This window comes from Flavobacterium sp. (assembly GCF_047602195.1).
Classification (GTDB): Bacteria; Bacteroidota; Bacteroidia; order Flavobacteriales; family Flavobacteriaceae; genus Flavobacterium.
In genome coordinates, this window is record NZ_JASGHW010000002.1 from 1 (window position 1) to 24,298 (window position 24,298).

General features: G+C 41.0%; 21 protein-coding genes. 15 read left to right on the forward strand and 6 right to left on the reverse strand.

The window, feature by feature from the left end; genetic code table 11:
* Positions 1 to 446: 446 nt before the first annotated feature.
* On the forward strand, positions 447 to 578 hold the full coding sequence (locus QM717_RS00995; RefSeq protein ID WP_415034900.1) for a helix-turn-helix transcriptional regulator: 132 nt from the start codon (positions 447 to 449) through the stop codon (positions 576 to 578).
* A 48-nt stretch (positions 579 to 626) separates the two neighbouring features.
* Here QM717_RS00995 and QM717_RS01000 read toward each other — a convergent pair whose 3' ends face one another.
* Positions 627 to 881, reverse strand: a complete 255-nt coding sequence (locus QM717_RS01000; protein ID WP_415033939.1) for a hypothetical protein — start codon at positions 879 to 881, stop codon at positions 627 to 629.
* A 30-nt stretch (positions 882 to 911) separates the two neighbouring features.
* Here QM717_RS01000 and QM717_RS01005 point away from each other — a divergent pair, with 30 nt between their 5' ends.
* Positions 912 to 2,297, forward strand: a complete 1,386-nt coding sequence (locus QM717_RS01005; protein WP_415033941.1) for an RHS repeat domain-containing protein — start codon at positions 912 to 914, stop codon at positions 2,295 to 2,297.
* A 3-nt stretch (positions 2,298 to 2,300) separates the two neighbouring features.
* A complete protein-coding gene (locus tag QM717_RS01010; protein WP_415033943.1) occupies positions 2,301 to 2,726 on the forward strand; it encodes a hypothetical protein in 426 nt (141 codons plus the stop codon).
* 20 nt (positions 2,727 to 2,746) lie between these two features.
* Here the strand turns inward: QM717_RS01010 and QM717_RS01015 are convergent, their stop codons facing one another.
* On the reverse strand, positions 2,747 to 3,244 hold the full coding sequence (locus QM717_RS01015) for a hypothetical protein (RefSeq protein ID WP_415033945.1): 498 nt from the start codon (positions 3,242 to 3,244) through the stop codon (positions 2,747 to 2,749).
* Between the two features lie 115 nt (positions 3,245 to 3,359).
* Positions 3,360 to 3,767: a helix-turn-helix domain-containing protein gene (locus QM717_RS01020; RefSeq protein WP_415033947.1), complete on the reverse strand. Its 408-nt coding sequence runs from the start codon at positions 3,765 to 3,767 to the stop codon at positions 3,360 to 3,362.
* Positions 3,768 to 4,300: 533 nt separating this feature from the next.
* Here QM717_RS01020 and QM717_RS01025 point away from each other — a divergent pair.
* Entirely contained in the window at positions 4,301 to 5,863 is a 1,563-nt protein-coding gene (locus QM717_RS01025) for an RHS repeat domain-containing protein (protein WP_415033949.1), read from the forward strand.
* A gap of 11 nt (positions 5,864 to 5,874) precedes the next feature.
* A complete protein-coding gene (locus tag QM717_RS01030; protein ID WP_415033951.1) occupies positions 5,875 to 6,630 on the forward strand; it encodes a hypothetical protein in 756 nt (251 codons plus the stop codon).
* A 79-nt stretch (positions 6,631 to 6,709) separates the two neighbouring features.
* Here the strand turns inward: QM717_RS01030 and QM717_RS01035 are convergent, their stop codons facing one another.
* Both QM717_RS01035 and QM717_RS01040 read right to left on the reverse strand, forming a co-directional pair.
* Positions 6,710 to 7,516, reverse strand: coding sequence for a hypothetical protein (locus QM717_RS01035; RefSeq protein WP_415033953.1), 807 nt, complete (start codon positions 7,514 to 7,516; stop codon positions 6,710 to 6,712).
* A gap of 23 nt (positions 7,517 to 7,539) precedes the next feature.
* Positions 7,540 to 7,623: a YegP family protein gene (locus QM717_RS01040; protein WP_415034902.1), complete on the reverse strand. Its 84-nt coding sequence runs from the start codon at positions 7,621 to 7,623 to the stop codon at positions 7,540 to 7,542.
* Between the two features lie 230 nt (positions 7,624 to 7,853).
* Here QM717_RS01040 and QM717_RS01045 point away from each other — a divergent pair, with 230 nt between their 5' ends.
* From QM717_RS01045 to QM717_RS01060, 4 genes are all read left to right on the forward strand, one after another.
* Positions 7,854 to 8,366 (forward strand): hypothetical protein, encoded by a 513-nt coding sequence (locus QM717_RS01045; protein ID WP_415033955.1) that lies wholly within the window; start codon positions 7,854 to 7,856, stop codon positions 8,364 to 8,366.
* 6 nt (positions 8,367 to 8,372) lie between these two features.
* On the forward strand, positions 8,373 to 8,840 hold the full coding sequence (locus QM717_RS01050) for a helix-turn-helix transcriptional regulator (RefSeq protein WP_415033957.1): 468 nt from the start codon (positions 8,373 to 8,375) through the stop codon (positions 8,838 to 8,840).
* A gap of 222 nt (positions 8,841 to 9,062) precedes the next feature.
* On the forward strand, positions 9,063 to 9,611 hold the full coding sequence (locus QM717_RS01055; RefSeq protein WP_415033959.1) for an RHS repeat-associated core domain-containing protein: 549 nt from the start codon (positions 9,063 to 9,065) through the stop codon (positions 9,609 to 9,611).
* A gap of 286 nt (positions 9,612 to 9,897) precedes the next feature.
* The gene (locus tag QM717_RS01060) at positions 9,898 to 10,335 is read left to right on the forward strand and encodes a hypothetical protein (protein ID WP_415033961.1); all 438 of its coding nucleotides are present in this window, start codon (positions 9,898 to 9,900) and stop codon (positions 10,333 to 10,335) included.
* A 54-nt stretch (positions 10,336 to 10,389) separates the two neighbouring features.
* On the opposite strand, the gene QM717_RS01065 is transcribed toward QM717_RS01060, so the two are convergent.
* Positions 10,390 to 10,797 (reverse strand): helix-turn-helix domain-containing protein, encoded by a 408-nt coding sequence (locus tag QM717_RS01065; RefSeq protein ID WP_415033963.1) that lies wholly within the window; start codon positions 10,795 to 10,797, stop codon positions 10,390 to 10,392.
* Positions 10,798 to 11,511: 714 nt separating this feature from the next.
* On the opposite strand from QM717_RS01065, the gene QM717_RS01070 reads away from it, so the two are divergent.
* From QM717_RS01070 to QM717_RS01095, 6 genes are all read left to right on the forward strand, one after another.
* Entirely contained in the window at positions 11,512 to 11,724 is a 213-nt protein-coding gene (locus QM717_RS01070) for a hypothetical protein (RefSeq protein WP_415033965.1), read from the forward strand.
* Positions 11,725 to 11,726: 2 nt separating this feature from the next.
* Positions 11,727 to 12,185: an immunity 26/phosphotriesterase HocA family protein gene (locus tag QM717_RS01075; protein ID WP_415033967.1), complete on the forward strand. Its 459-nt coding sequence runs from the start codon at positions 11,727 to 11,729 to the stop codon at positions 12,183 to 12,185.
* A 1,214-nt stretch (positions 12,186 to 13,399) separates the two neighbouring features.
* Positions 13,400 to 14,761: a T9SS type A sorting domain-containing protein gene (locus QM717_RS01080; RefSeq protein WP_415033969.1), complete on the forward strand. Its 1,362-nt coding sequence runs from the start codon at positions 13,400 to 13,402 to the stop codon at positions 14,759 to 14,761.
* Between the two features lie 326 nt (positions 14,762 to 15,087).
* Entirely contained in the window at positions 15,088 to 17,028 is a 1,941-nt protein-coding gene (locus tag QM717_RS01085) for a T9SS type A sorting domain-containing protein (protein ID WP_415033971.1), read from the forward strand.
* Between the two features lie 19 nt (positions 17,029 to 17,047).
* A complete protein-coding gene (locus QM717_RS01090) occupies positions 17,048 to 20,611 on the forward strand; it encodes an RHS repeat domain-containing protein (RefSeq protein WP_415033973.1) in 3,564 nt (1,187 codons plus the stop codon).
* 11 nt (positions 20,612 to 20,622) lie between these two features.
* Complete coding sequence (locus QM717_RS01095; RefSeq protein WP_415033975.1) at positions 20,623 to 24,033, forward strand: DUF6443 domain-containing protein; 3,411 nt, start codon at positions 20,623 to 20,625, stop codon at positions 24,031 to 24,033.
* Positions 24,034 to 24,298 lie beyond the last annotated feature (265 nt).

Consider the following 24,298-nt stretch of genomic DNA (forward strand, 5'->3'; position numbering starts at 1 on the left):
TATTTCAATCGACGGGTAAGGTTCTTCATTTTCCAATGCGAGAAGTGCCGCCTTCAATATGTCCATCACGAGGTAAACCAACCCGGTGTAGCCTGCTACATTGATTTTTGCGACCATGCGGTTGTTTTCCTCGACGGTCAGCATGGAAAAGATGTTTGGAAATCTTTGAACGTCTTCTAATAATTTTTCTTCGTTGCATTCATGGCTGATATTTTTAATTATTAAAAATATTTTTAGGTATAATTTTATGCTTTTAAAGCATATCAAATATATAAAAAATATATGATATTTCTTAAAAGCATATTTTTATGCAAATAAAGATTATTTTCCAGTGCTTATATTTGTTACAAAAGCAAATATCACGCTATGAAAAAACAGGCTTTCAATAGAATAAAGGCAGTCCTTGCCAAGAAAAAACAAACAATTGGTTGGCCGATCAACTCGAAATGAACCGGACAACCATCTCCAAATGGTGCAGGAATGATATGCAGCCAAGGGTTGAAACCTTGTTTCAAATTGCCAAGGTATTGGAAGTCGACGTCAGGGAACTGCTAATCTCGACCCATTCTAAAAAATAGCCGGAAACTTCTATCCACTTAACGATATCCTACCAACAATCCTCGAAATTACCACTCCCCGTCCGTCTTGGTCCCGCGGCGTCTTTCAGGATGCGCAGCAATTTCAAGGCCGCGTTGCCCAGGGAGAAGGAAGGCCAACCCTGGAGTCGAGCCTGCAAGGCGAGCGGCTTGGGTTGCCGCGGCCGCAGCGGGGTCTTTGAAATTGCCGCATCCTGAAAGCCCGCCTTGAACTTTTGCTTCTTTTGTTTCAAGACAAAAGAAGAAGAAGAAGAAGAAGAAAGAAAATAAAAAACGTTTCGGCATTTATCAAATCGCGAAACGTTACACGTCCGCGTGAGGGATAGAGGCAGGCACCGCGTGCAGCCGATAGCCCGACCCGCAGGGGCACGCCATCACTACAACCACCTGAACCTGCCGACCAAAATATATTTCCAAAACGGCGACTATATTGACTATATTTACACAGCAGGAGGCACAAAAATCAGAAAGGACGTTCACGACGGCAGCGCAATGCGCGACACGGATTATCTCGACGGTTACCAGTATGTAAAGAAGGAAATAAAATTCTTCCCTACATCCGAAGGCTACGTAAGCTGTATCCCGACATCTGGCGGGAACAATTACCGCTACGTGTACAATTACAAAGACCATCTGGGTAATATCAGGATGTGCTATGGCCTCAACGAGGAACAGGAGCTGACGATACTGGAAGAAAACCACTACTACCCCTTCGGGCTCAAGCACACCAACTATAACCCGACCATCAAAGAATGGGGAACGGAACTGCCGAGCGAGGAGGTATTGCTAAGGGAGGCCGCACCGAGCAACCCGGTGGCGACGAGCAGTTACAAGTACAAGTTCAACGGCGTGGAATGGCAGGACGATCTTGCATTGAACCTGTTTGACATGGACATGCGGGATTATGACCCTGCGATTGGTAGGTGGCTCGGGATTGATCCGGTAACACATCATAGTATGTCACCTTATGTGGGTATGGATAATAATCCGGTTTTATTTGCCGATCCAAGTGGAGCTAATGTTATCATTATTGACATGAGTATGGTTGGCAATGGAGTTAGTACTTTTTCAAGCGATGGAGATGGTGGTTTTACACCTGAAGGTTTTGAATCAGATGAAGAAATTGCTATAAACGCTAAAAATGGCCCTGGTGCCCCATTTAGTTCTGAACTTGGGGCTGCTGTGGGATTTGCGATGACATATAACACGGTATCTTATCAGAAATCGACGATCGGTAATCCAATTGAAATAGTTTCTTTAATATATAGCGTGATGAAAGGGTCGGTAAAAACATATAGTTATGTCGAGCCAGAAATATGTGGCGGTTTGTGCGGTGATGCTAATACTGGTACCGTAGCTGAACGGGTGAATAAGCGTCCAGGGGCAAAGCCTGAAGCCTGGATTCATACGCATGGCGGCGAAGTCGACCCATCTGTGTTGGATGGAACTATGGCTCCTTATAACAATGGGTTTAGTGAACCAGACAAAACATTTGCATGGGGTACTGATCCTAACAATAGAAATCCATACCATAAACCTATGAAAGTATATGTCGCGTCCGCTGATGGAAATTTAAGATTATATAACCCTCTTGAGAAGGACCCAAAATATTGGGCGAATGAATTGTTCAATAAACCCGTATATTCTGGATTACCTGCTGACAAATATTATCGAAAAATTGTAACTCCTAAGAAAAGGTAAGCTATGAAGATTTTAACAACAATTATTATTAGTCTTTTTTTCCTTTCTGCTCTTGCAAAAAATAAGGTTGAATTCTGCCCCCACAATTTAAATGATACGGTAAAGGTAGATTATGTAACTCGTTTGCAAAAAACAGTGGATTTATTCATTAAAGGAAAAAAGTTATTCCTGAAGAAGGAATACTTACATGCGGTAGACCTTTTCGCAAAAACTTCGGATGCCGAAACTTATGCGAAATTTTTAATCTACAATAAATATCCTGAAATAAAGAATAGCCCATATGAATTTGAGATGAGTGAAGACAAGACTAAAAAACTATGGTTTATTTACATGTCTATTCCGCACACTCTTGATGGAGATATTTATATGATAATGATTAAGAACAACGGGGAAATTTTATTTCTAAATAACTTTTGTTGTCCTGAATAATTATTTTAATATGTCATATGCTAATATACTCCACCAAATTCGCTTTTCAAATAACGTAATTTCCCATTTTCGTATGTAAATAATGTCCTGGTCCACATGCCGATCCGCAGATACTTTGGTGACTTACCCTTCATTTGTGAGTAAAATTCATTTATACCGATAACAAATGTTTTGTTCTCTATCGACAGAGGAAATAGTGATAATGTCAGAAGTTTGTTTTTGTTTTTTTTGTAATGGGTTGCTCGGTTTTTTGGAGTTACAATTATAATTTTATAATCACTAATGAAATTAGGTAAATTTGGTGTCCAGTCTTCGACATCAATATAGAGTGTTTTTTGGACATGATTTTTCGGGATATATTTATATGGACGCTTTTCGTGCTCGACAATGTATTCTTGTATAGTCTTGACATATAGAGAATCATTCTCGCTTAAAGGCCAACTGCTTTGAGCAAAAAGCGCATTAGGAATTAAAAAGCTTATGGTCAAAATAAATGTTACTGGCAGAATTTTTATCATCTTTAAATATCAACTTTAAACAAGAATAAGTTTTTAATTACGCAATTGGGTAATACACCGAGCCATAGACATCTTCAAGATAAGTGAAGAACACACTTGATAAAAAGAAAGTCTGTTATTTTATCAATTTCTCTAAATAAACAATTTTGTCTTTCTCAGCCTGTAATAGCCGTTCATACAAATTTTTATTTTCCTCAACAACTTCCATCAGCTTATCAAGTGGATTAAATGTACAATAGTTATTATTCCCAAAATGACTATTATGCACTTCTTCATTAAAGCTATTGAAATAGTTAATCACATTCTCCTCACTAAAATTCCTAATCGCATCCACACTCACCTCCAAAGCCTTTGCAATCTCAACCAATTTCTCCTCTTCTATCGTCTCGCTGTTTTCCAGATTGCTGATAGTTTGCTGGCTGACACCTATCGCATTGGCGAGTGCCTCCTGTTTCATCCCGCGCAGTTCGCGCAGGCGGCTAATATTTATTCCTATGTGGCGTGGTTTTGCTTGTGTTGACATGGTTTGATAATTTTGATGTTGAACAAAAATACTCAATTAGTAAATATGATTTCAATGACTGGACTTGTATTTTACCGATGGGTTGAAAATAGTCCCAAATCGGTAAATGGACAAACGTTCTATACCCTACGATCGTGGAAACAACCTCTCCCCGTCCGTCTTGGGCCCGCGGCGTCTTTCAGGATGCGCAGCAATTTCAAGACCGCGTTGCCCCTGGGAGAAGGAAGGCCAACCCTGGAGTCGAGCCTGCAAGGCGAGCGGCTTGGGTTGCCGTGGCCGCAGCGGGGTCTTTGAAATGGCCGCATCCTGAAAGCCCGCCTTGAACTTTTGCTTCTTTTGTTTCAAGACAAAAGAAGAAGAAGAAAGAAAATAAAAAGCGTTTCGGCATTTATCAAATCGCGAAACGTTACACGTCCGCGTGAGGGATAGAGGCAGGCACCGCGTGCAGCCGATAGCCCGACCCGCAGGGGCACGCCCACTATGACCTCAACGGCAACATCACCGACGTACAAAGAACCGGAAACTTCGACCTGATGGGCCTGGTAAACCCCATAGACGACCTGACCTACAACTACGAACCCGACACCAACAAGCTAACGGCAGTCAGCGACAACACCAACAGCCCCAAGGGATTCAAGGACGAACCCGGCCCAACCGACTACGCCTACGATGCCAACGGCAACATGATCTCGGATGCGAACAAAGCAATCGACTCTATCCACTATAACCATTTGAACCTTCCTACCAAAATTTATTTCCAGGGCGGCGACTATATTACCTATATTTACACAGCAGGAGGCACAAAAATCAGAAAGGACGTTCACGACGGCAGCGCAATGCGCGACACGGATTATCTCGACGGTTACCAGTATGTAAAGAAGGAAATCAAATTCTTCCCAACATCCGAAGGCTACGTAAGCTGCATCCCGACATCTGGCGGGAACAACTACCGCTACGTGTACCACTACAAAGACCACTTGGGCAACATCAGGATGTGCTATGGCCTCAACGAGGAACAGGAGCTGACGATACTGGAGGAGAACCACTACTACCCCTTCGGGCTCAAGCACACCAACTATAACCCGACCATCAAGGAATGGGGGACTGAACTGCCAAGCGAGGAGGTATTGCTGAGGGAAGCCGCACCGAGCAACCCGGTGGCAACAAGCAGTTACAAATATAAGTTCAACGGGGTGGAATGGCAGGACGACCTTGCATTGAACCTGTTTGACATGGACATGCGGGATTATGACCCTGCGATTGGTAGGTGGTTAGGCATTGACCCGGTGACGCATCATAGTATGTCTCCTTATAACGGGATGGACAATAATCCTGTGAGTTTTGCAGACCCAAGTGGGTCTGATAGCGTAAGAAGTGATGGGAACGGTGGGTATGTTTATATCAATGCATTCGGAATGAGTTCATCACATGGATATAATGGTTATGGGAATACTGGGCTAAGTGCAATTTTTGGTGGATTTGAGGACTCAAGACAAAACGACCATGGATACCATGAAGAAGATTTTATGACCACTACTGACGCTGGTGAAATTTTGAATGTTTTGTTGACTTACGGGTCATACGCAACTAATTCTGAAACCGCCCCTGGAAGTAATGATTTCGTATCAACAACATCACAAATTTATAAAGATATGCAATCAATTGGAGTTGACGCTAATTCTCCTGCCCCTCTGTCATATGCAAGCATTGATAAAATATTTCAGTCTAAAAACATTAGTAGTCTTGTAAAAGGTGCGAATTTTGTGAAAGGCGATAACTTAATAATAGACTTTAAGGCTAAAACTCAAGAGTTTTACGGACAAACTGTTTGGGATTCTGATAGAGGAAAATTGATTTCTTACATTTATCCAACTGCATTTGCAACTTGGGCAAGATTGGCAATGACTGTTCCTCATGAAGGTGTTCATCAAATTGATTATTCAAATGGTTTATGGAGTCCCAAAGATAAAAATAACCTTAGAGCATATCAATCAGAACTAAAAGCATGGAAACAGAATGAACGATTAGGAGACGTAATAGGCGCATGGCAACAAATACAGTATCAAAGATTAATTGATAATTTGCTAAGACATTAATTCAAATATTTATGAAATATATAGTTTGTTTACTTTTTGCAGTCGTTTTATTCTGTTCATCATCAAATAAGTTTGATAAAGAAGATTTAAAATTGGAAATTCTAAACACAGAATTTTTTTCCCGAGCAAATATCAGCAACAAAGATGCTCGAAATGTTATTAGATTTGACAATTATATATATGACAGTGTTCCAGTTAATAAAATTAATATCAAGATAACAAATTCAGGGACTAAAAAGTATGTACTTTTTTTAAAAAAAGAACTCGATGAAATTGAAGATTCTGACTCTGACAATATAAAATTAATTATATATAAGAATAATGACATCTTTCAGCCGACTAATTTAAAATTCTTAGTTCAAGCTACAATGAAAGGATTTAGCGTTAGAAAAGAAATGAATATTATTGAAAGTGATTCTATAAAAAAAGAACTAAATGAAAAGTATCTTAAAGAGAAAATCGATATGAAAAAGATTAAATTTCAAAGAGAAATGAACTATATAGTTATTCATCCTGGAGAAAGCAAATTTTTCAGCTATTATCAAACATTACCAATTTTTGAAGAAAGTATGCACCAATTCTATATATATGATTTCAAAAGCAATGAGAATTATACTTGTCAATTAAGTTTTAAGAATGATGCACAGGGATTACGAAAAAACATCACAATAAATCAATTAAAAGAAATTGAGGAAAATGGATATACCGTTTTTGATGGTATCATTCGTTCTAACAAAGTTCCTGTAAAGATGATTTCATTGCCTTAAAAAATCTTTTTATCAAAGTATTCATTTAAAAAAAAGACAGCCATTGCGCTGTCTTTTATATTTCGAGCATTACCACATTTTACACAGTCAAAATCAAAGCCTCGAATGCACCTTTGAGTTTCCCTAAGTCGTAATTGCTCTTATTATCTATCAAATGCAATAACGCGCTACGCTTGGAATCCATTCCATCCAAACGAAGCAAACGGTAAAGCAATGCTTTGAACTCGCTCGCGGTCTCGATTTCGTTATAACCGAAGTCTTCTACTTCCAACTTCGCTTCGTCTTCAACCTCATCTAAGCTATCCCAATTGGCAAGACAAGGTAAATCTGGGATATTACTCGGTTCATCATCCATCGCTTCCAATTCAGCCACGAATTCAGCGGCGGTTTGTACTTTATCTCTTGAGTTGGACGGCAAGGTTTCCGCATTTGTAGAACCTGACGGGGTCGCATTTGGAAGTTGCGTTATAATTGGCTCTAAGTCCAATACTGGTAAGGCTTGCGGCGTGTTTTGGTCTAAGACCTCAACAGGGTTAAAAACCGCATTAAACTGCGCTTCGAGGAACGTTTCGTTTACGGTGATAGTTGTCGATGAGCCGCCATTCTTACCGTTATAGTTGTGCGTGGTTACGGTCTCGATGTAGCACTTCTTACGGAGCTTGGCGATGATGTTGCCTACCGACTTGGCCTTCGATTTTGTGTTACCCAAAACCAAATAATCGGCAAGGGTTTTATGGTTCATGTAGAAGTCTTGGCCATTTCGGGTATAGGATAATACCAACTCGATGATTTTGATTTCATTGGCCGTCAGGTCAAGTCTGGTTAGGTGTGGTAATGATTTGATGAAGCTATTGGCAAAAGCATCGTTTAAGGATTTGAATTCCATTTTAGATATTCCGTTATTCTCTTTCACCCAATGACTTGTCCATTATTGGCGTGTAAATTAAATTGGAACTCGCCATTTGTTCTTTTTTTGATTACGAATTTTCCCATGTCTGTTCTGGTTTTTAATTAAAGAAATAAATGAGTTATAATCTATAAAGATAAAAAGAATCTTTTAGCTAAAAATATGGTTTTCCGTAAGTATGGAAAAAATAATGAAAATATAAAACGTGCAAATCCTATCTTCTATTTGCAGAATTAGCATAGTTTATGAAGGATAAAAAAATTATACGATTTGTATAATTTTATTTGTATCTTTGTATTGAATCAGATGTCTTGCAATGAAGGTAAAGATACTTAAATTAAATGGGAACGTCCTTGTTGATGCCGATATTTTAGACGCAAAAGCGGTCGGTGCAACTCTTCCCTCTGTTGTAGACGGTTGGAGGTTCAATTTTAAAAAACATTCCAAGTCCGCAGGTTTTGAAACCTATGTTCTTGTAAAGGAAGACACCCCGAATATAATAGAAGGCTGCTTGATTTTCGAGATGAAAAATAAGACAGAACCTTATATGGCTTTTGTTGAGATAGCACCGCACAATCAGGGAAAAGAAAAAGAATATGAAAGGGTCGCGGGTTGTCTCATTGCTTTTGCCTGTAGGCTCAGTTTTATGAAAGGCGACGATGTTTACAGGGGATGGCTGGCCTTTGATGTTCTGGAGGAACAAAAGGAAGATGAAGTAAAATTGATGGCAATGTATTCCAAAAAATATAAAGCCCTAAAATTTGGGGAAACCTCGATGGTCATTCCACCAGACGGAGGGCAGAAATTAATAGACGAGTTTTTAAATTAAAGGCGTATGGCAAGAAAAGAAGTTAAACTTGAAGAAGTATTCAACGAAAAGAAAAAAGAAGGATTAAAAGAGTTTATCGCCACACAATCGGCCAAGCAGTCAAAAGAACGGTTGCTTACCAATAAGCTACTTGCTATCCAGTACAAATTGGAGGATTACATCCGAAAAGAGGATGAAGACAAGGAAATGCTTAAAATTCTGGATTTCGTAAAGATGTATTTGAAAGTCCTTAATCTTACCAAGAGGGAACTTGCATCTTATTTTGAAATGAAGGACAGTAATTTGCATAAGTATTTATCGGGAGAGCGAAAGCTTAATGCTAAGGTTGCATTAAAGCTTAGCGCATTTTCACATACCAAGCCCGAATATTGGTATAGGGTTCAGGTAAAGAATGAACTTATTGAACTAAAGAAAGAAGAAAAGAACATGGCAGAATATCAAAAATTCGATTACCGAAATTTAGTTGCGGTATAATCGATACATCATGCTTTAAAAAAAAAATGAGCCATTAGTTTTCTAATGGCTTTTTTTATTATAGGAATATTGGCAATTAAAATCTATTTTCGTCTGATAAACAAATACGTTCTTACATATAGAAATTCTTTGCATGTAGCTATCAAGCGAGGTCTATAAAAGCTTATAAGTATAAGTTCAACGGCGTGGAATGGCAGGACGACCGCATTGAACCTGTTTGACATGGACATGCGGGATTATGACCCTGCAATTGGAAGGTGGTTGGGGATTGATCCCGTGACGCATCATAGTATGTCGCCTTATGTGGGGATGGATAATAACCCTGTTTTTTGGGCTGATCCAAGTGGTGCTGATGGAATAACAATTACACTTGATTGGAATTTAATCGAAGACAATACCAGAACAAATATAACTCCAATATATGAAGAAAATGTTCCAAATGGATTTCCTAAAACTGGCCCAGGCTCTTTACATGTGAAGGAAAAAGATGCGGCAATTGATTATGGTACAATTTATAATTCTTACTCCATAATTAATAACACTGAAACCTTTACAGTTTTTTATAGTTTATTCCTTTTTGAGTTAAATTCGACTCTATTTAGTTACACAGTACCTTTCGATTGTGGCGGTATGTGTAGCGATGACACAGCCAAGAGAAGTATTAAGCTTGTTCCTGAAGGTGCCGAGATTACTGCACAAGGACATACCCATATACCTGAATCTGATGTCGAATTTGCAAATAGACTTCCATTTGGGTCGGAAAGTAAGTAATTTAGCGGCTATTACAACAATAGAAATACAGATGGAGATATAAATTACAGCGCGGAGCAATACAAAATGCATTTGGAAGGCCAATAAGATCATACGCGGGTGTCCCAACAGGCGCATTGATTATGTTTGATCCGTCTATTCAATACAAGTACCAGCAAATCGAATCGAATTATGGATTTAATAAGCCAATATACACTCAATTACCAAGCCAAAAAGGCTTAAATGATAGAGTAAACAGGCTTGATGCGGTCCTCCCTTCGGAGATAAAAATTAACCATTAATTATCATGAAAAAAATAGTTTTCTTATTTACATCATTTCTGTTGCTTTCTTGCGCCAGCAAAGCCAATTCACAACAGTCTCTAAATGACAATCAGATTGCTTCTTTCAAAGAACGTTTGCAAGCTGTAACGGAAAATTTAGAAAAATTAAATCGTTTGAACCTAGCAAAAGAAGATCCTCTAACTTTTAATATTTTGAACAATAAAGCAAAGGCCGAAGAATTTGCTGCGACAGTTTTAAAGCTTACTTTCAAAGATATCTCAAAATTGGAACCTATCAGTTTTGAAGTTGAGGAAGATAAGTCAACTAAACTATGGTTCGTTTATTGCAAATTTTCTCACTCAATAACTGAGAGCGAATATTATTTTATAATTTCAAAAAATACATGCGAGGTATATTATATGTCATCTAGAGCATATCAACATATGCTTAAAAAAAATTGACGATGACGCACAACATCAAATCATTATCAAAAAGCCTTTCGTTATGAAAGGCTTTTATTTTATCATTTTTTCTAAATATGTTATTTTCTCTTTCTCGCTTTCCAATAAACGTTCGTATAACTTCTTATTTTCTTCAACGACTTCCATTAATTTATCCAAAGGATTAAACGTACAATTGTTTGCATTGAAAGCCCCATTGCTTAAACTGTGGTCATAGAAATTATTAAAATAGTTAATCACATTCTCTTCACTAAAGTTTTTAATCGCTTCAACACTCACTTCCAATGCCTTTGCAATTTCAAATAATTTCTCCTCCTCTATCGTTTCGCTGTTTTCCAAATTACTGATGGTTTGCTGGCTTACGCCTATAGCGATTGCTAAGGCTTCCTGTTTCATGCCGCGAAGTTCGCGCAGGCGGCTGATATTTCGCCCTATGTGGCGTGGTTTGGCTTGTGTTGACATGGTTTGATGGTTTTGATGTTGAACAAAAATACTCAATTACTAAATATGATTTCAACGGCGGGACTTGTATTTTACCCATGGCTTGAAAATAGTTCCGAATTGGTAATTCACAAAACGTTCTATAACTAACTATCATCGAAATAACCACTCCCCGTCCGTCTTGGGCCTGCGGCGTCTTTCAGGATACGCAGCAATTTCAAGGCATCGTTGCCCTTGGGAGAAGGAAGGCCAACCCTGGAGTCGAGCCTGCAAGGCGAGCGGCTTGGGTTGCCGTGGCCGCAGCGGGGTCTTTGAAATGGCCGCATCCTGAAAGCCCGCCTTGAATTTTTGCTTCTTTTGTTTCAAGACAAAAGAAGAAGAAAGAATAAAAAAACGTTTCGCCATTTATCAAATCGCGAAACGTTACACGACCGCGTGAGGGATAGAGGCAGGCACCGCGTGCAGCCGATAGCCCGACCCGCAGGGGCACACCATCACCTACAACCACCTGAACCTGCCTTTGAAAATATCATTTTACAATGGAAACAAAATTCAGTACATTTACGATGCGTCAGGAAAGAAACTAGCCAAGACAGTAACCGAATCGAGCAATGACAAAAGGACGGACTACCTTGACGGTTTCCAGTACCAAGAGGGCGGTAAACTGCAATTTTTCCCGACGGCGGAAGGATACGTGAACTGGCTAATGTAGCTAAAAGAGATTCTAAACACCATATGAATAAAAAAGGATGTGGTCCAGCCAAATTAGACAAATCATCCAGCAATCCAGATGCGATAAGGGGACGAGCTCAACAAAATGTTGAGGCAAACGGTGGTGCTAAGTCTATGAAAGGCACATCTGGAAATGCCATAAATGAAGTAAGTCCAAATAATCCGAATGCGCAACGATATCAAGATGCTGCAAATAAATTATTTCCTACCCAATAACCATGAAAAAACAAAAAATAACACTCGGATCAATCCTTGAAATACAATTGCAGGATGGATACCTTGGCTATGCGCAAATACTTAATGGTGGTTGTGCATTCTTTGATTATCATTCAAAAAAACGCCCCGATTCTTTCGATTTTTTATATGACGCACCCATTTTATTTATACTAAAAGTTTACGATAGTACAATCACCAAAGGAAAATGGTTGAAAGTTGGTAAAATACCAATAAAGGAAGAGCTACAGGTATTGCCTTTTAAATTTATTCAAGATTCACTGAATCCAAACCTCTTTGAACTTTACAATCCAAATACCGGAGAAATAACTCCTGCCACAAAATCACAATGTATTGGTTTAGAACCCGCAGCAGTTTGGGAAGCCGAGCATGTTGAAAGCAGATTGAATGATTTTTACAATGGTGTTGAAAACATTTGGGTCAAACAATTGGCAATTCAGTAGCCTAATATTCCCGGCTAACGGTTTCTAATGCAAAAACGGCGTTTGCAGTTCTTCCCGACAGTGGAAGGCTACGCCAATTTCGACTCGGGCGTTTACAAGGATGTGTTCTTACAAGGACCATCTGCGCTTGAGCTTTACCGAAAGCCCAGACCCGAATGCACCGCGATCCCATACAACCAAAGAGTAACGTCATTGTCAGGGTTAACAAAAAAGGGCCAAGTTTTCTTCTTGGCCCTTTTATTTTTAGATCATTCCAATGGTTTCATTTTTTAAAGCCACAAAGGCATAAAAAAAACGGATTGCATTAGACAATCCGTTTGATTCTAGTAGCGGGAACAGGACTCGAACCTGTGACCTTCGGGTTATGAGTTGTAACATTGCCAACTTTCAACCTGTATTTTGATACTTTAAGCGGTTAACTTTTTTAAAATCGTGTACGAAATTGTGTACTGTTGATTACAACAAATATACTGATTTAATGATTCCGTTTTTGACCAAACACATTTTTAAGCAGGTATTGTATCGCCTCCTCATTCGAGATAAGTGGATTGCTTTTCTTCTTTGCAAGTCGAAATTTTGGGAGGACTTTTTTACCGAGCATATCGTATAGCTTTTCCATTTCCTTTTCGGAAAGATGGATGGCTATTTGAAATACATTTTCGGCAGTCATTTAAATTTGATTATAAATGCAAAACTGCTGTATTGAAATTTAATGTTTTGAGGTTACTGGGATTTGGTCGGATTTAGCCTGAATTAGCAGGGTTTAATCTGATTTAGTAGGATTTAGTGGGATTTGATTAGCCATTCCAAAAACAACATTTATATACAAGTTTTGCAATTGCAAAAATTGGAATAATTGTTTCTTGAACTTGTTAGTTGTCTCTGGTTGTGGTTAGTTTTATTTAGTTTTGTTTAGTTGTTGCCCGTTATTTGTAGTCTGTCTTGCATTGAATTGTGTTTTGCAAAATCATTGCAATCTTCATTGCAAAATATAATTGAAAAATAATATCAATTCATCTAAATAGCTACGCTCTAATTATTATTTTTGGATTCGAAATTTCGCCGACACCACTTCAGGCCATTTTCTGCACTTGCCAGTGTGCAAAACTTTAAAATTTACCGTTTACGCGGTCATCTAATTTATACATGAAAAAATTATTTGCATACACACAGTATTTGTAACATTAATTTAAACCATCCCAATACTATTAAAAATGAAAAAAAAATTTACCCTACTTCTTTTACAAATCAGCTTAATGTCTTATTCCCAATGCTGGCAATCGTTAAGTGCCGGATATGGGTTTACATTGGGCATAAAACCGGACGGTACTTTATGGGGCTGTGGGGAAAACCTTGATGGAGAACTTGGCGACGGGACTTTTGAAAGAAAATATGTGTTTGTACAGATCGGTACGGACAACGACTGGCAGCAGATTTCCTGTGGAGGCTTCCATACATTGGCTTTAAAGACCAACGGGACACTTTGGGCCTGGGGAGCGAATGAAGCAGGACAGTTGGGCGATGGAACACCGGTTCCGTCAGGTATTCCCAGTCAAGTTGGGTCGGAAAATGACTGGGCAAAAATATCTGCAGGAACCTCGATGAGTGCGGCAATCAAAACCAACGGTACGCTTTGGATGTGGGGCGCCAATTATTATGGACAGCTTGGCGATGGCACCGAAACCAACAAATATCAGCCTACACAAGTCAGCAATGAGACCGATTGGAAATCGATTACCTGTGCCTATAATAAGAGTTTCGGTATTAAAAACGATGGCAAGTTATGGGCTTGGGGCGAAAATTTCATGGGTGGACTAGGTATCGGTTATTTCCCATTTGAAGTGACTTCGCCTATCCTTGTTGAAGGCGAGAATTGGGAAAGCATCAGTTGTGGTGCAAACCATACACTTGCACAAAAAGAAGATGGTACATTATGGGGCTGGGGTTACAACGACACAGGTGCTATTGGTGACAATACCACAGACCCGCGTCCGACACCGGTACCAATTTCCGGGACATGGCTTTCCTATTCGGCTTCTTTCGTTAGCAGCTTGGGCATCAAAGACGACGGCAAATTATACACCTGGGGAAGTGACCAAAGTGGGCAATTGGGCGATGGCGTTGCGGATGAGCCTCCAATGTCGCCGACAGTAATTTCAGCGGATACCGACTGGCAGATGGTCGTCGGCGGTGGCGAACATGAATTTGCTTTTAAAAACAATGGGGACCTGTGGGGATTTGGCTGGAATTTTTACGGACAATTGGGACAGACCGATTTGGTTAATATAGTATATTCGCCTATAGTGATTGATTGCCCAATGGCTTTAAAGACGGCAGAATTTGGTTTCCAGAATCGCTTCGCAATTTATCCTAATCCTACTGCCGGCGAGCTAAATATCAAGAGTCATTCTAATTTAGATATTGATGTGTTGGTAGTTTACGATTTTAGGGGAATGCAAATTTTCAAAACAAACCATACTGAGAAAATTGATGTCAGCGACTTGCCAACTGGGATTTATATTTTAAAAATTATGGCTCAAGGAAATGTTTCTTATCAGAAGTTTATAAAAAAATAAGGTTTCCAAATTTCGTTTTATTTCCTAAATACTGATACATATGGCCTCGCACTAATGAAGTATGAGGCCATTTTATTTGCATCAAATAGGCATGCAATTTTTAACACAAAAATAATTTACGATGCGCTTGTCAGCGTATTTTTAATTCCTATTTTTGGCAAAATTTTAACAAGGCAAATCACCACTATTGCCTTTAGCCTTTTTCATCTTGCCAGAGAGTAAAAGAAGGTTTTGAATGCAGATTATATCTGACTTATTTATACGCCATATCAATTTTTTTCTTTCGTCGCCTTAGCGTAAAACAATCGAAAATTAAATTAATTTTTATGGCAACCCCTATTTCACTACATCGGCATCTTCTTGCCGTGTGTACTTTTTGCATTATTTCTTTAACGACCTATTCACAAGACATACTTTGGGAAAAGTCTTTTGGAGGTATACATTCGGAATACCTGACCGATGTACAGCCAACAGCTGATTACGGATTCATCTTGGCAGGAAGTTCCCTTTCCGGCAAAACCGGAAACAAGAAAGAAAAAAACCATGGAAATCTGGATTACAGCCTTTGGAAAATGAGCGAGACCGGTGAAATGGAATGGCAGAAAAACTTTGGTGGTGACGGTTCTGATTTCTTGAGATCTCTTGACTTGACGACGGACGGCGGATTTATTTTGGCTGGAAATTCAAATTCCTCCAAAGGACTCATCAAAATGGACAGTTGTCGTGGCAACCAGGATATTTGGATTGTCAAACTTGATGCCGGCGGCGGTGAGCAATGGCAGAAAACCATCGGCGGTATTGGTCAAGACAATGTTCAAAGTATCGTGCAGACCAAGGATGGTGGCTATATTTTGGGTGCTTCTTCTGATTCGTATCCATCGGGTGAAAAAATCGGGAAAGGTCATGGCGGAATGGATTGTTGGATCATCAAATTAGACAAGTATGGCGAAATCCAATGGCAGAAATTGTTTGGTGGTATCTATTTCGACGAAGTAAAAAGTATAGAACAGACAAGGGATAATGGTTACATCGTGGGCGCCTATTCTAACTCACCAGCTTCTGGGAACAAAACTGAGGATAATAATGGCGCTGGTGATTTTTGGGTTCTTAAATTGGATTCTAAAGGCGATATCGAATGGCAGCAAGTCCTTGGCGGCAATAAGGATGACCAGCCTGTAGTTACAAAACAGACTCATGACGGCGGCTATATTCTTGGCGGAAATTCTAATTCGGAAGCAACCAACGCTAAAGAAAAAGGCAATGGCAAAGGAACCGATTTTTGGGTTGTAAAATTGGATAATCAAGGCGCAATGATGTGGCAGGAAACTTATGATTTTGGCAACTCTGATGTGCTTGCATCGATTGTTGAAAATCAGGACCAGACGATATTGATTGGCGGTTACGCTGCTTCTGAAAACAATGGCAAAGACAAAAAAGGCATTGCCGATTATATTGCACTCAAAATCTCCAACAAAGGAGAAGTGTTGTGGGACAAGTCGGTAGGAAGCGATGGCGAGGACGCCATGAGCAAACTAATCGAAACAAGGGACGGCGGATATCTATTGGCCGGCACTTCTAACCCGGTGTTCGATACGGATACTAAATCTGGAAAAGGAAACCCCAGTTCAAACTCTTTGAATGGAAGCCAAAATAACATCTCTACAAAATCTATTGATTCCCAAACTTCAAAAGCGAACGACGCGATCAAAGAAACCACCAATAATTTTAACCAAGGTTTTAATGAAGGAATGGCCGAAAATGTGTCAGAAATCAATGAGGCAGTCGGTTCCAAAAAAGATTCTTCGCTGCATTATGGTTTGAACACGCCTACAGGAAATGCTTTCGGAAACGGGCTTAATCTCGGAGACGGCAACGAAAATGCTGCAGGCGGATTGGCCGACGGATTGATGTCGGGTCTCGGCGGACCGAAAACCAATCTTCCAGCATCGGGCGACAAGAAAACCAACTACGGGAACAAGGATTTTTGGGTGGTCAAACTCAAGGACAAATCAAAACCGGAAAAAAAGCGTGCAACGATTGAAGCCATGCCCAATCCCGCAACCGATTACACTAATGTGATCGTTGGTTATGAGTTCGAATCGGGAACGGCTACCGTGGTCGATTTGGCCGGGCATATTTTACAGCAATTCGAGATTACGAGCCGTACGGTACCGGTCAACCTGAGCCGATATCCGCAGGGTATTTACATCGTCAATATCAAGACCAATGTACAATCTGATGGTATTCGCATCATCAAAACCAAATAAACAGCACAACCCGATAAACATGAAAAAAATCTTTATTCTCTTGATGATTTTGTTGGCATTTACTCCTAATGCATTTGGACAACCGCCCTCTGGGGTAGCTACATTTCAGTATGGTTCGGAGGCAATGGCACACTTGAAGTTCCCTCAAAGTCCCGAAGCTACTGCCTTTCAAAAATACGGAAGCATACCGGTTACTTTGCATACGGGCACTCCCAATATCAGTGTCCCATTACCCTCAATAAAAGGACGGGAATTGGATATCCCGATCTCAATTGGCTATGACGCTACCGGCGTAAAAGTAGACCAGCTGGCCACTTTTGTAGGATTGAATTGGAATTTGAATTTTGGAGGCAGAATCACGCGAATCGTCAATGGGCAACCCGACGATTTAGTAGATACTGTACAACAAGAATTGGATTGGGGAACTTACTATGAATTTCATACCCCAGATGGGCTGATGCTTTCTTCTACCGCTGAGGTAGATACTTACTTCGCGCTTTGGAAAGGGCTCAGCGATGGCTGCAGGGAAATGCTGTCTGATTTTTACAGCATCAATGTCATGGACCTCAACGATTATTCTGACGGCGGAAGCACCCTGATCAATCCACGGATCAGAATTACATATACTCCGGGAGTCGGCCAGGTTGTCATTGCCGAAGACGGTACACAATATATTTTTGGCTACACTAATGGTTATGTAGAAAAAACAACAATCGAAGGGACAGACGACCCTCAATCCAACACTTGTGTAAGAAATGCGGGAACCAGCGACACCTCTTGGCTGTTAAAGAAAATTATTTCGAAGAACGGTTTGGATGTCTATGAGTTTTCATATAAAGAATTCGTTTGGCAACAGAATTTAGTCCCTTTGCAAACGGTAAGTTCAATAACCAATTCCCAAAATGAGGGTTCCATAGGCGTTGGCACTCCTTTTTATGATCAAGATGTTTACCAGTACAACTTTCACGGTGGTTACCACACCACACAATTAATGCCTGATAAATTGATCCATAACGGCAAACTGGTTTTAAGTTTCACCTATAAAAACAGGATTGATCTTTTGTTTGGTGGAACAGGCGAAGGCAATGCGTTGAATGAAATTATCTATTACAAATACAATACATCACCTACAAACCCTACTGCTAGTGATGTATTGAAAAAGGTCTATTTTATCCACAGTTATTTTGGAAGTTTTACCGGCGGAAACCATCTCAACAAAAGACTCAAATTGGACCACCTAATCATCTACAATGGAATTTCAAATGGTCCCAACGACAGTCAAACCTATTCATTTGATTATTTTAATCCCAGCGGAGTTCCTCCTGTTGGATTCAAAGGACAGGACTTTCTCGGGTTAAACAATGGCGCAAACAATTCCCACCTTGTGCCATCTGCTTCGGGCATAACCGGAGCCAATAGGAGTTTTAATTTTGATCAGGCAATTAATGGGACACTATCAAAAATCACCTATCCAACCAAGGGCCACACCTGTTTCGAATTTGAGCCACACACAGCCAAACCCTCGAATCCGTATCCGGAACAAGTGGAACAAGTCGTTGGAGGCGCCGGGGCAGGCTATATACATTACAATGATCGTCCTGAATGGATCCATCCCTATATGTCAGAAGCAACTGGGGTAAACACGAATGAAATGATTATCTATGAATCTGATAATTATTACATCGAGACAACGCCGGGTGTTATTTACATGATCAGCCGTCCAAAATGTTTGGACAATACGCCTTCTTCTACTTATAGACAAAACGTGCCAAGCGGCCCTGTAGCCAATGCGGTTCCTGTTTGTGGATCCTGGACAAATTTTCATCCAACCGAATTGTATACACACCATTATCCTGATTTTCCGGCACAATATGCCAATGGAATCTATCAATACAGTGACCGGTTGTTGTGGATTCCGGCGGGAGTGTATCAAATTACTGCATGGAATACTGGAGCTGAAGGAAGTAGTGCCGGTGTATCAGTTTACCGCAGGGTACACCAATATCCGAATAATGACGCAACCGTTCAGGGATTTCGCATTAAATCGATCAGCAACTATACTGCCGAGGGACATACGGAACAAAACCCGAACATCAACCTTTCGAGTAAAAAAATATTCCGGTATACCGACACACCGACTACCCCTATTTCGTCCGGATACCGACTGGTTTATGAACCCAACTACACCTCTTATACCTCAGATGTATTAAAACAAGGGCAAATTCGGCAGAAAAGACACATTATCAGGAATTCCCAGGGTTATGCGAGCAGTCCAAATGTGGCTTACACCAATGTTTTTGAATACGATTCCAATGGCATCACCACAAATGGTTATACCGAACACATTTTTGCCAAAGAAACCTCCGGTGGAATTGTATCGGAAGGCAACTTTTCCTCTTTCAAAAAACCAGTACTCGGAAGGGAAATTGCCACTAAAATATTTGACGCATCCGAAAAATTAAAACAGCATACCATTTTTACCTATCAGGATACAAAAATCTACGAGTACTTGGCAGGCATCAGTGCATCGGTTGATTATACCATGGCCGACCAATTGTACTGTCACTCGATCCCTTTTGGTACTTCTAATATCGTAATGGAATATCATTCCCAGGAAAAATATACGTGGCAAAACCAAGAAATTTTAGGCATACCCAAGTCTTTTTTCAATCCTTACCATTCAAATTATTGGGGAAATACAATTGCGCCCGGGTCTTTTCATAAAGAAGAGGTTTTGGGCAAGAACGCTTATGTAAAAAAGGAATCGAGGATTGAAGTTTGGAACCGCAACCTGATCCGGAAAAATACGATCACTTATTTCGACGATACCACCACCAATTTTGTAGAGGATGTCGAAACATACAAGTACAATACTTCCTATCCCTATATGCTGTCGGAAAGCACAAAATCGACAGAAGGTACCGGCACTTCACCGCAAACAACCATTACCAATGGTTTAAGAACGAAGTATACTTACATGACCGACCCAAACTTCAACAGAAATCCAGAAAAAATCACCCATCTCGACCAATACAAACTGACCAATGGCAGCGAGGAATTACTGACTGCGCGCGAAAATGTGTATGGTGATTTCGGCACGACCAAATTTGTTACCTCGGTGATTACCTCGAAAGCGGGCGGCACTTCGGAGAACAGGATCTTTTTTGATTATGATCCGGCCTCTCTGAACATCCTGCAAAATAAAAAGCCCGGCAACAATCCCAATAGCGATGTTTACGAATGCTACGTGTTCGCTTACAACAACATGCTCCCTGTAGCCAAAATTTCTGGAGCGAAGTACAGTGATATCGATCCCAACAAGATTTCGGCTGTACGAATCAAAACAGACGTAGCCAATCCAGATATGGTACTGGTAAAAAATGAATTGGATTTGTTACGTGCTTCGCTTCCAAATGCACAAGTGACTACTTACACCTATAACCCTGGTGTAGGGATGACCAGCATCACCGATCCGAAAGGGGAAACCAAATATTACACCTATGATGCTTTGGGCAGGCTCATTAGCGTCAAGGATACAGACAGCAGCATACTTTCCACAACATTATACCATTACAGGCCATAAACCCCAACGCCATGAAAAATAAACTTCATATCGTATTATTGTTGCTGATCTGCTCATTTGCGTCGGCACAGACCAATACCGAGAATTATATTCTGACCACCACCTACAAGGATCCAAGAACGGTCAACCCCCCACGCGTGTCTTCCTCTATCGAATATTATGATGGCATTGGCCGCCCCATCCAAAAAATCGCCAGCCAACAGTCAGCAACTGGAAAAAACATCGTGACGCACGCCGAATACGATAGTTTCGACCGTTTGGTTAAAGAGTATTTGCCATACAAAAGCCCCAATACAGGACTCGATTTCGAACCCAACGCGAAAAACAATACCCTGTCTTACACCGGATATTCAGGTCAAAGTCCCTATTCGGAAAAGCAATTGGAAAATAACCCACTCAACCGTGTGCTCAAACAAGCATCCCCCGGAAGCACCTGGGCCATGGGCAACGGGAAGGAAATCAAATACGAATACAAAACCAACGCCGCCTCCGAAGTCAAAAAAATAAAGGCCGTGGCCACCTGGGATGCCAATTCCGGCACCTACACCGTTGCGTTTTCGGACAACGGCAACAGCACCTATCCGGCAAACGAACTGTACAAAACCATTGTCAAGGACGAAAACTGGACATCAGGGACCGACAATACTACCGAAGAATTCAAGAACAAAGCCGGACAAGTTATACTTAAAAGGGCTTATGGTACTTCGACCGCCAATGGTACTCCGGTCAATACTTCGCACGACACTTATTACGTGTATGATCAATTCGGTAACCTTAGTTATGTTATTCCTCCGAAAGCAAATGGCGATACTTCAGTGCCTACGTTAGATAATCTTTGTTACCAATACCGCTACGACCACAGGAACCGTCTTGTGGAAAAAAAGATTCCGGGAAAAACGAGCTGGGATTTTATCGTTTACGACAAATTTGATCGTGTGGTGGCAACAGGGCCGGCCTATCTCCCATACACCGGAAGCTCAGCCACTTCTGAAGGTTGGAACATTACGAAATACGATCAATTCGATCGCCCTGTGTATCACATCTGGTACAACAGCCAGCCTGCGACCAGTTGGGGAAGAAACAACCTGCAGAATTCATACAATACGGCGACACACATCAATGAAGTGCGTGGCGGTTCTCAAGTAGGCTGGGTCGACATCGGCTACACCAGTCAGGTCTTTCCAACCTCTGGAGGCATCCATTTTCTAGATGTAAATTATTATGACAATTATAGCATTTCTGAGTTAATCGGGGTAACACTACCCACCTCAATCGAAGGAGAAAGCGTGTTGGCCAATCCCAAAGGCTTGCTTACCGCGACTTTTTCGCGTGTACTCTTGGACGGCCAATTTTATGGAAACCTCACTTATACTCTTTATGATAAGAAGGGACGCAACTTACGCACACACACCAAAAATTACCTCAACGGCTATACCCAGGTCGATACCAAATACGACTTCCTGGGCAAAACGCTTTTAACCAGGACCAAGCACAAACGGGTTCCTGCCGATACCGAAATCACTGTGGTGGACAATTTCGAGTACTCGAACCAGGAGCGATTGCTGACCCATACGCATTCGATCAACGGGGGCAACCATACGTTGTTGGCCGACAATACTTATGACGAACTCGGCAAAGTGATCGTCAAGAAAGTGGGGCGCAACGTTGGCAATCCGCTGCAAACGATCAATTATTCGTACAACATCCGCGACTGGCTCACAGGGATCAATACCGATGCCTCGAACAATCCGGTGCTCAACGTTTCCGAAAAAGATTTGTTTTCGTTCAAGATCAATTACGCGACCGTCGAAAACCAGACCGGATATACCGGAAAAGCTTTGTACAACGGCAATATTTCAGAGACTTATTGGCTCAGCAGCGCCGACAACACCATCCGCAAATACGGATATTTTTATGACGCGCTCAACAGATTACAAGATGCCGTTTACATGAAGCCCAACCTGGCCAACGGTGTGACCGGCGCATACAACGAAAGTGCGACCTACGACAAAAACGGGAACATCGTGACCATGAAACGCAAGGGCGATTTCGACCATCCCGATGCGGCACAGGCTATCCCAATCGACGACCTGACCTACAACTACACGAACAGCAACGGCACCAACGTGCTTTCCTCGGTCACTGATGCGGCAGGAGCCAACAGTACCTTCGGGTTTAAAAAAGGCAACGCCACAGGATTGCCCGATTTCGAATACGACAATTTCGGCAACATGACCGTCGACCGCAACAAAGGCATCGCCGCGATCAAGTACAACCATTTGAATTTGCCGACGGAAATTACCTTCACTTCACTGCCACAGAAAATTTCGTACATTTACGATTCGGCGGGCAGGAAGATGCAAAAGAAGGTGACCTCGCCGCAAAACGTTCTTACGACGACTGACTATTTCGACGGTTTCCAATACAAGAACGGTGTCTTGCAGTTCTTCCCAACAGCTGAAGGTTATGTCAATTTCGACACGGATGTGTTCAAGGATGTGTTTCATTACAAGGACCATTTGGGCAACACGCGCTTGAGTTTTACCGAAAGCCCCGACCCGAACGCTGCGCCTACAATCATGGAACAAAACCATTACTATCCGTTTGGGCTTAAACACACCAACTACAATGTAACGGTGATGAAGTTGCGCGGCAGTACGCCGGAAGTGGCTTTGGTACCGTTGTATAAGTATAAATACAATGGGAAGGAGTGGCAGGACGAGTTGTCTTTGAATTGGTATGATTACGGGGCGAGGAATTATGATGCGGCTTTGGGGAGGTGGATGAATACTGACCCATTGGCAGAGAAAGGCCGAGAATATTCACCTTATGTGTATTCTTTTAATAATCCTGTCTATTTTATTGATCCTGATGGCAATTGGCCGGATTTTCCAGCGAGTTTTAAGACCGCGTTTACAAATACGGTCAATTCATTTAAAGCCAGCGTAAATAAAACTATAGACGATGTAAAAGTCACAGCTACAAAGGCGGTTGTCAAAGCCCAAAAAACTGTTGCCAATCATAAAGGACAAATTCTTGGAGCTGCAAAAATAGTTCAAAAGGTTGGAGACAAAATCACTAAAGTAGGTCTTGGAGCTGCAGCTGTTGGGGCCATCTTCGAAGGGGTTGGTGCCGCACCTGGCTTAGAAATTGCTGCAGCCGGAAGCGCCGTATCTGGAATTGGAGCAGTTGTCGAAATTACAACTAATTTGATCGTTGGTGACAATAAAGAAGGTGGAGCAAAGCTCGCAGAAGAAACAACCGGGGCAGTTGTTGGAGCCCTAGTTGGCAAAGTTGTTCCAGGATCTAAAGAAACAGTAAAACAGGAGGTAAAAGAAGCCGTAAGAGCTACTCAAGAGATAATAAAAAACACAGCGGTCGATAATTCAAAAGCTGGTGTGAAAAAAGTAACAGAACAGTAAATGATTCAAAACTATGAAAATCTAACAATCGGTATATTGTGCGCCATTGGAGCTGCACTAATGTATTTCTTCTATAAATGGTGGTTAAAAGGCCGGCAAGAAAATGATCTTTTTGAAACGCCAATCACAAAATTTGAAAAAATTAGGTTATGGGTTATCATTATACTAATCATTATTTTTTCAATGTCCTATTTAATTAAATCCTTTTAATATGTCTTTTGAAATTATTGGTAATTTTCTCGCACCTGTAGGACTTATCGTTGCT

Bases quoted from the DNA above. Each gene is read 5' to 3' on its own strand.
- QM717_RS01020 (WP_415033947.1), bottom strand. From the start codon at position 3,767: ATGTCAACACAAGCAAAACCACGCCACATAGGAATAAATATTAGCCGC.
- QM717_RS01060 (WP_415033961.1), top strand. From the start codon at position 9,898: ATGAAAAAAATAGTTTTCTTATTTACATCATTTCTGTTGCTTTCTTGC.
- QM717_RS01090 (WP_415033973.1), top strand. From the start codon at position 17,048: ATGAAAAAAATCTTTATTCTCTTGATGATTTTGTTGGCATTTACTCCT.
- QM717_RS01085 (WP_415033971.1), top strand. From the start codon at position 15,088: ATGGCAACCCCTATTTCACTACATCGGCATCTTCTTGCCGTGTGTACT.
- QM717_RS01010 (WP_415033943.1), top strand. From the start codon at position 2,301: ATGAAGATTTTAACAACAATTATTATTAGTCTTTTTTTCCTTTCTGCT.
- QM717_RS01000 (WP_415033939.1), bottom strand. From the start codon at position 881: ATGCCGAAACGTTTTTTATTTTCTTTCTTCTTCTTCTTCTTCTTCTTT.
- QM717_RS01025 (WP_415033949.1), top strand. From the start codon at position 4,301: ATGGGCCTGGTAAACCCCATAGACGACCTGACCTACAACTACGAACCC.
- QM717_RS01065 (WP_415033963.1), bottom strand. From the start codon at position 10,797: ATGTCAACACAAGCCAAACCACGCCACATAGGGCGAAATATCAGCCGC.
- QM717_RS01070 (WP_415033965.1), top strand. From the start codon at position 11,512: ATGAATAAAAAAGGATGTGGTCCAGCCAAATTAGACAAATCATCCAGC.
- QM717_RS01015 (WP_415033945.1), bottom strand. From the start codon at position 3,244: ATGATAAAAATTCTGCCAGTAACATTTATTTTGACCATAAGCTTTTTA.
- QM717_RS01055 (WP_415033959.1), top strand. From the start codon at position 9,063: ATGGACATGCGGGATTATGACCCTGCAATTGGAAGGTGGTTGGGGATT.
- QM717_RS01035 (WP_415033953.1), bottom strand. From the start codon at position 7,516: ATGGAATTCAAATCCTTAAACGATGCTTTTGCCAATAGCTTCATCAAA.
- QM717_RS01030 (WP_415033951.1), top strand. From the start codon at position 5,875: ATGAAATATATAGTTTGTTTACTTTTTGCAGTCGTTTTATTCTGTTCA.
- QM717_RS01080 (WP_415033969.1), top strand. From the start codon at position 13,400: ATGAAAAAAAAATTTACCCTACTTCTTTTACAAATCAGCTTAATGTCT.
- QM717_RS01075 (WP_415033967.1), top strand. From the start codon at position 11,727: ATGAAAAAACAAAAAATAACACTCGGATCAATCCTTGAAATACAATTG.
- QM717_RS01095 (WP_415033975.1), top strand. From the start codon at position 20,623: ATGAAAAATAAACTTCATATCGTATTATTGTTGCTGATCTGCTCATTT.
- QM717_RS01045 (WP_415033955.1), top strand. From the start codon at position 7,854: ATGAAGGTAAAGATACTTAAATTAAATGGGAACGTCCTTGTTGATGCC.
- QM717_RS00995 (WP_415034900.1), top strand. From the start codon at position 447: ATGAACCGGACAACCATCTCCAAATGGTGCAGGAATGATATGCAGCCA.
- QM717_RS01040 (WP_415034902.1), bottom strand. From the start codon at position 7,623: ATGGGAAAATTCGTAATCAAAAAAAGAACAAATGGCGAGTTCCAATTT.
- QM717_RS01050 (WP_415033957.1), top strand. From the start codon at position 8,373: ATGGCAAGAAAAGAAGTTAAACTTGAAGAAGTATTCAACGAAAAGAAA.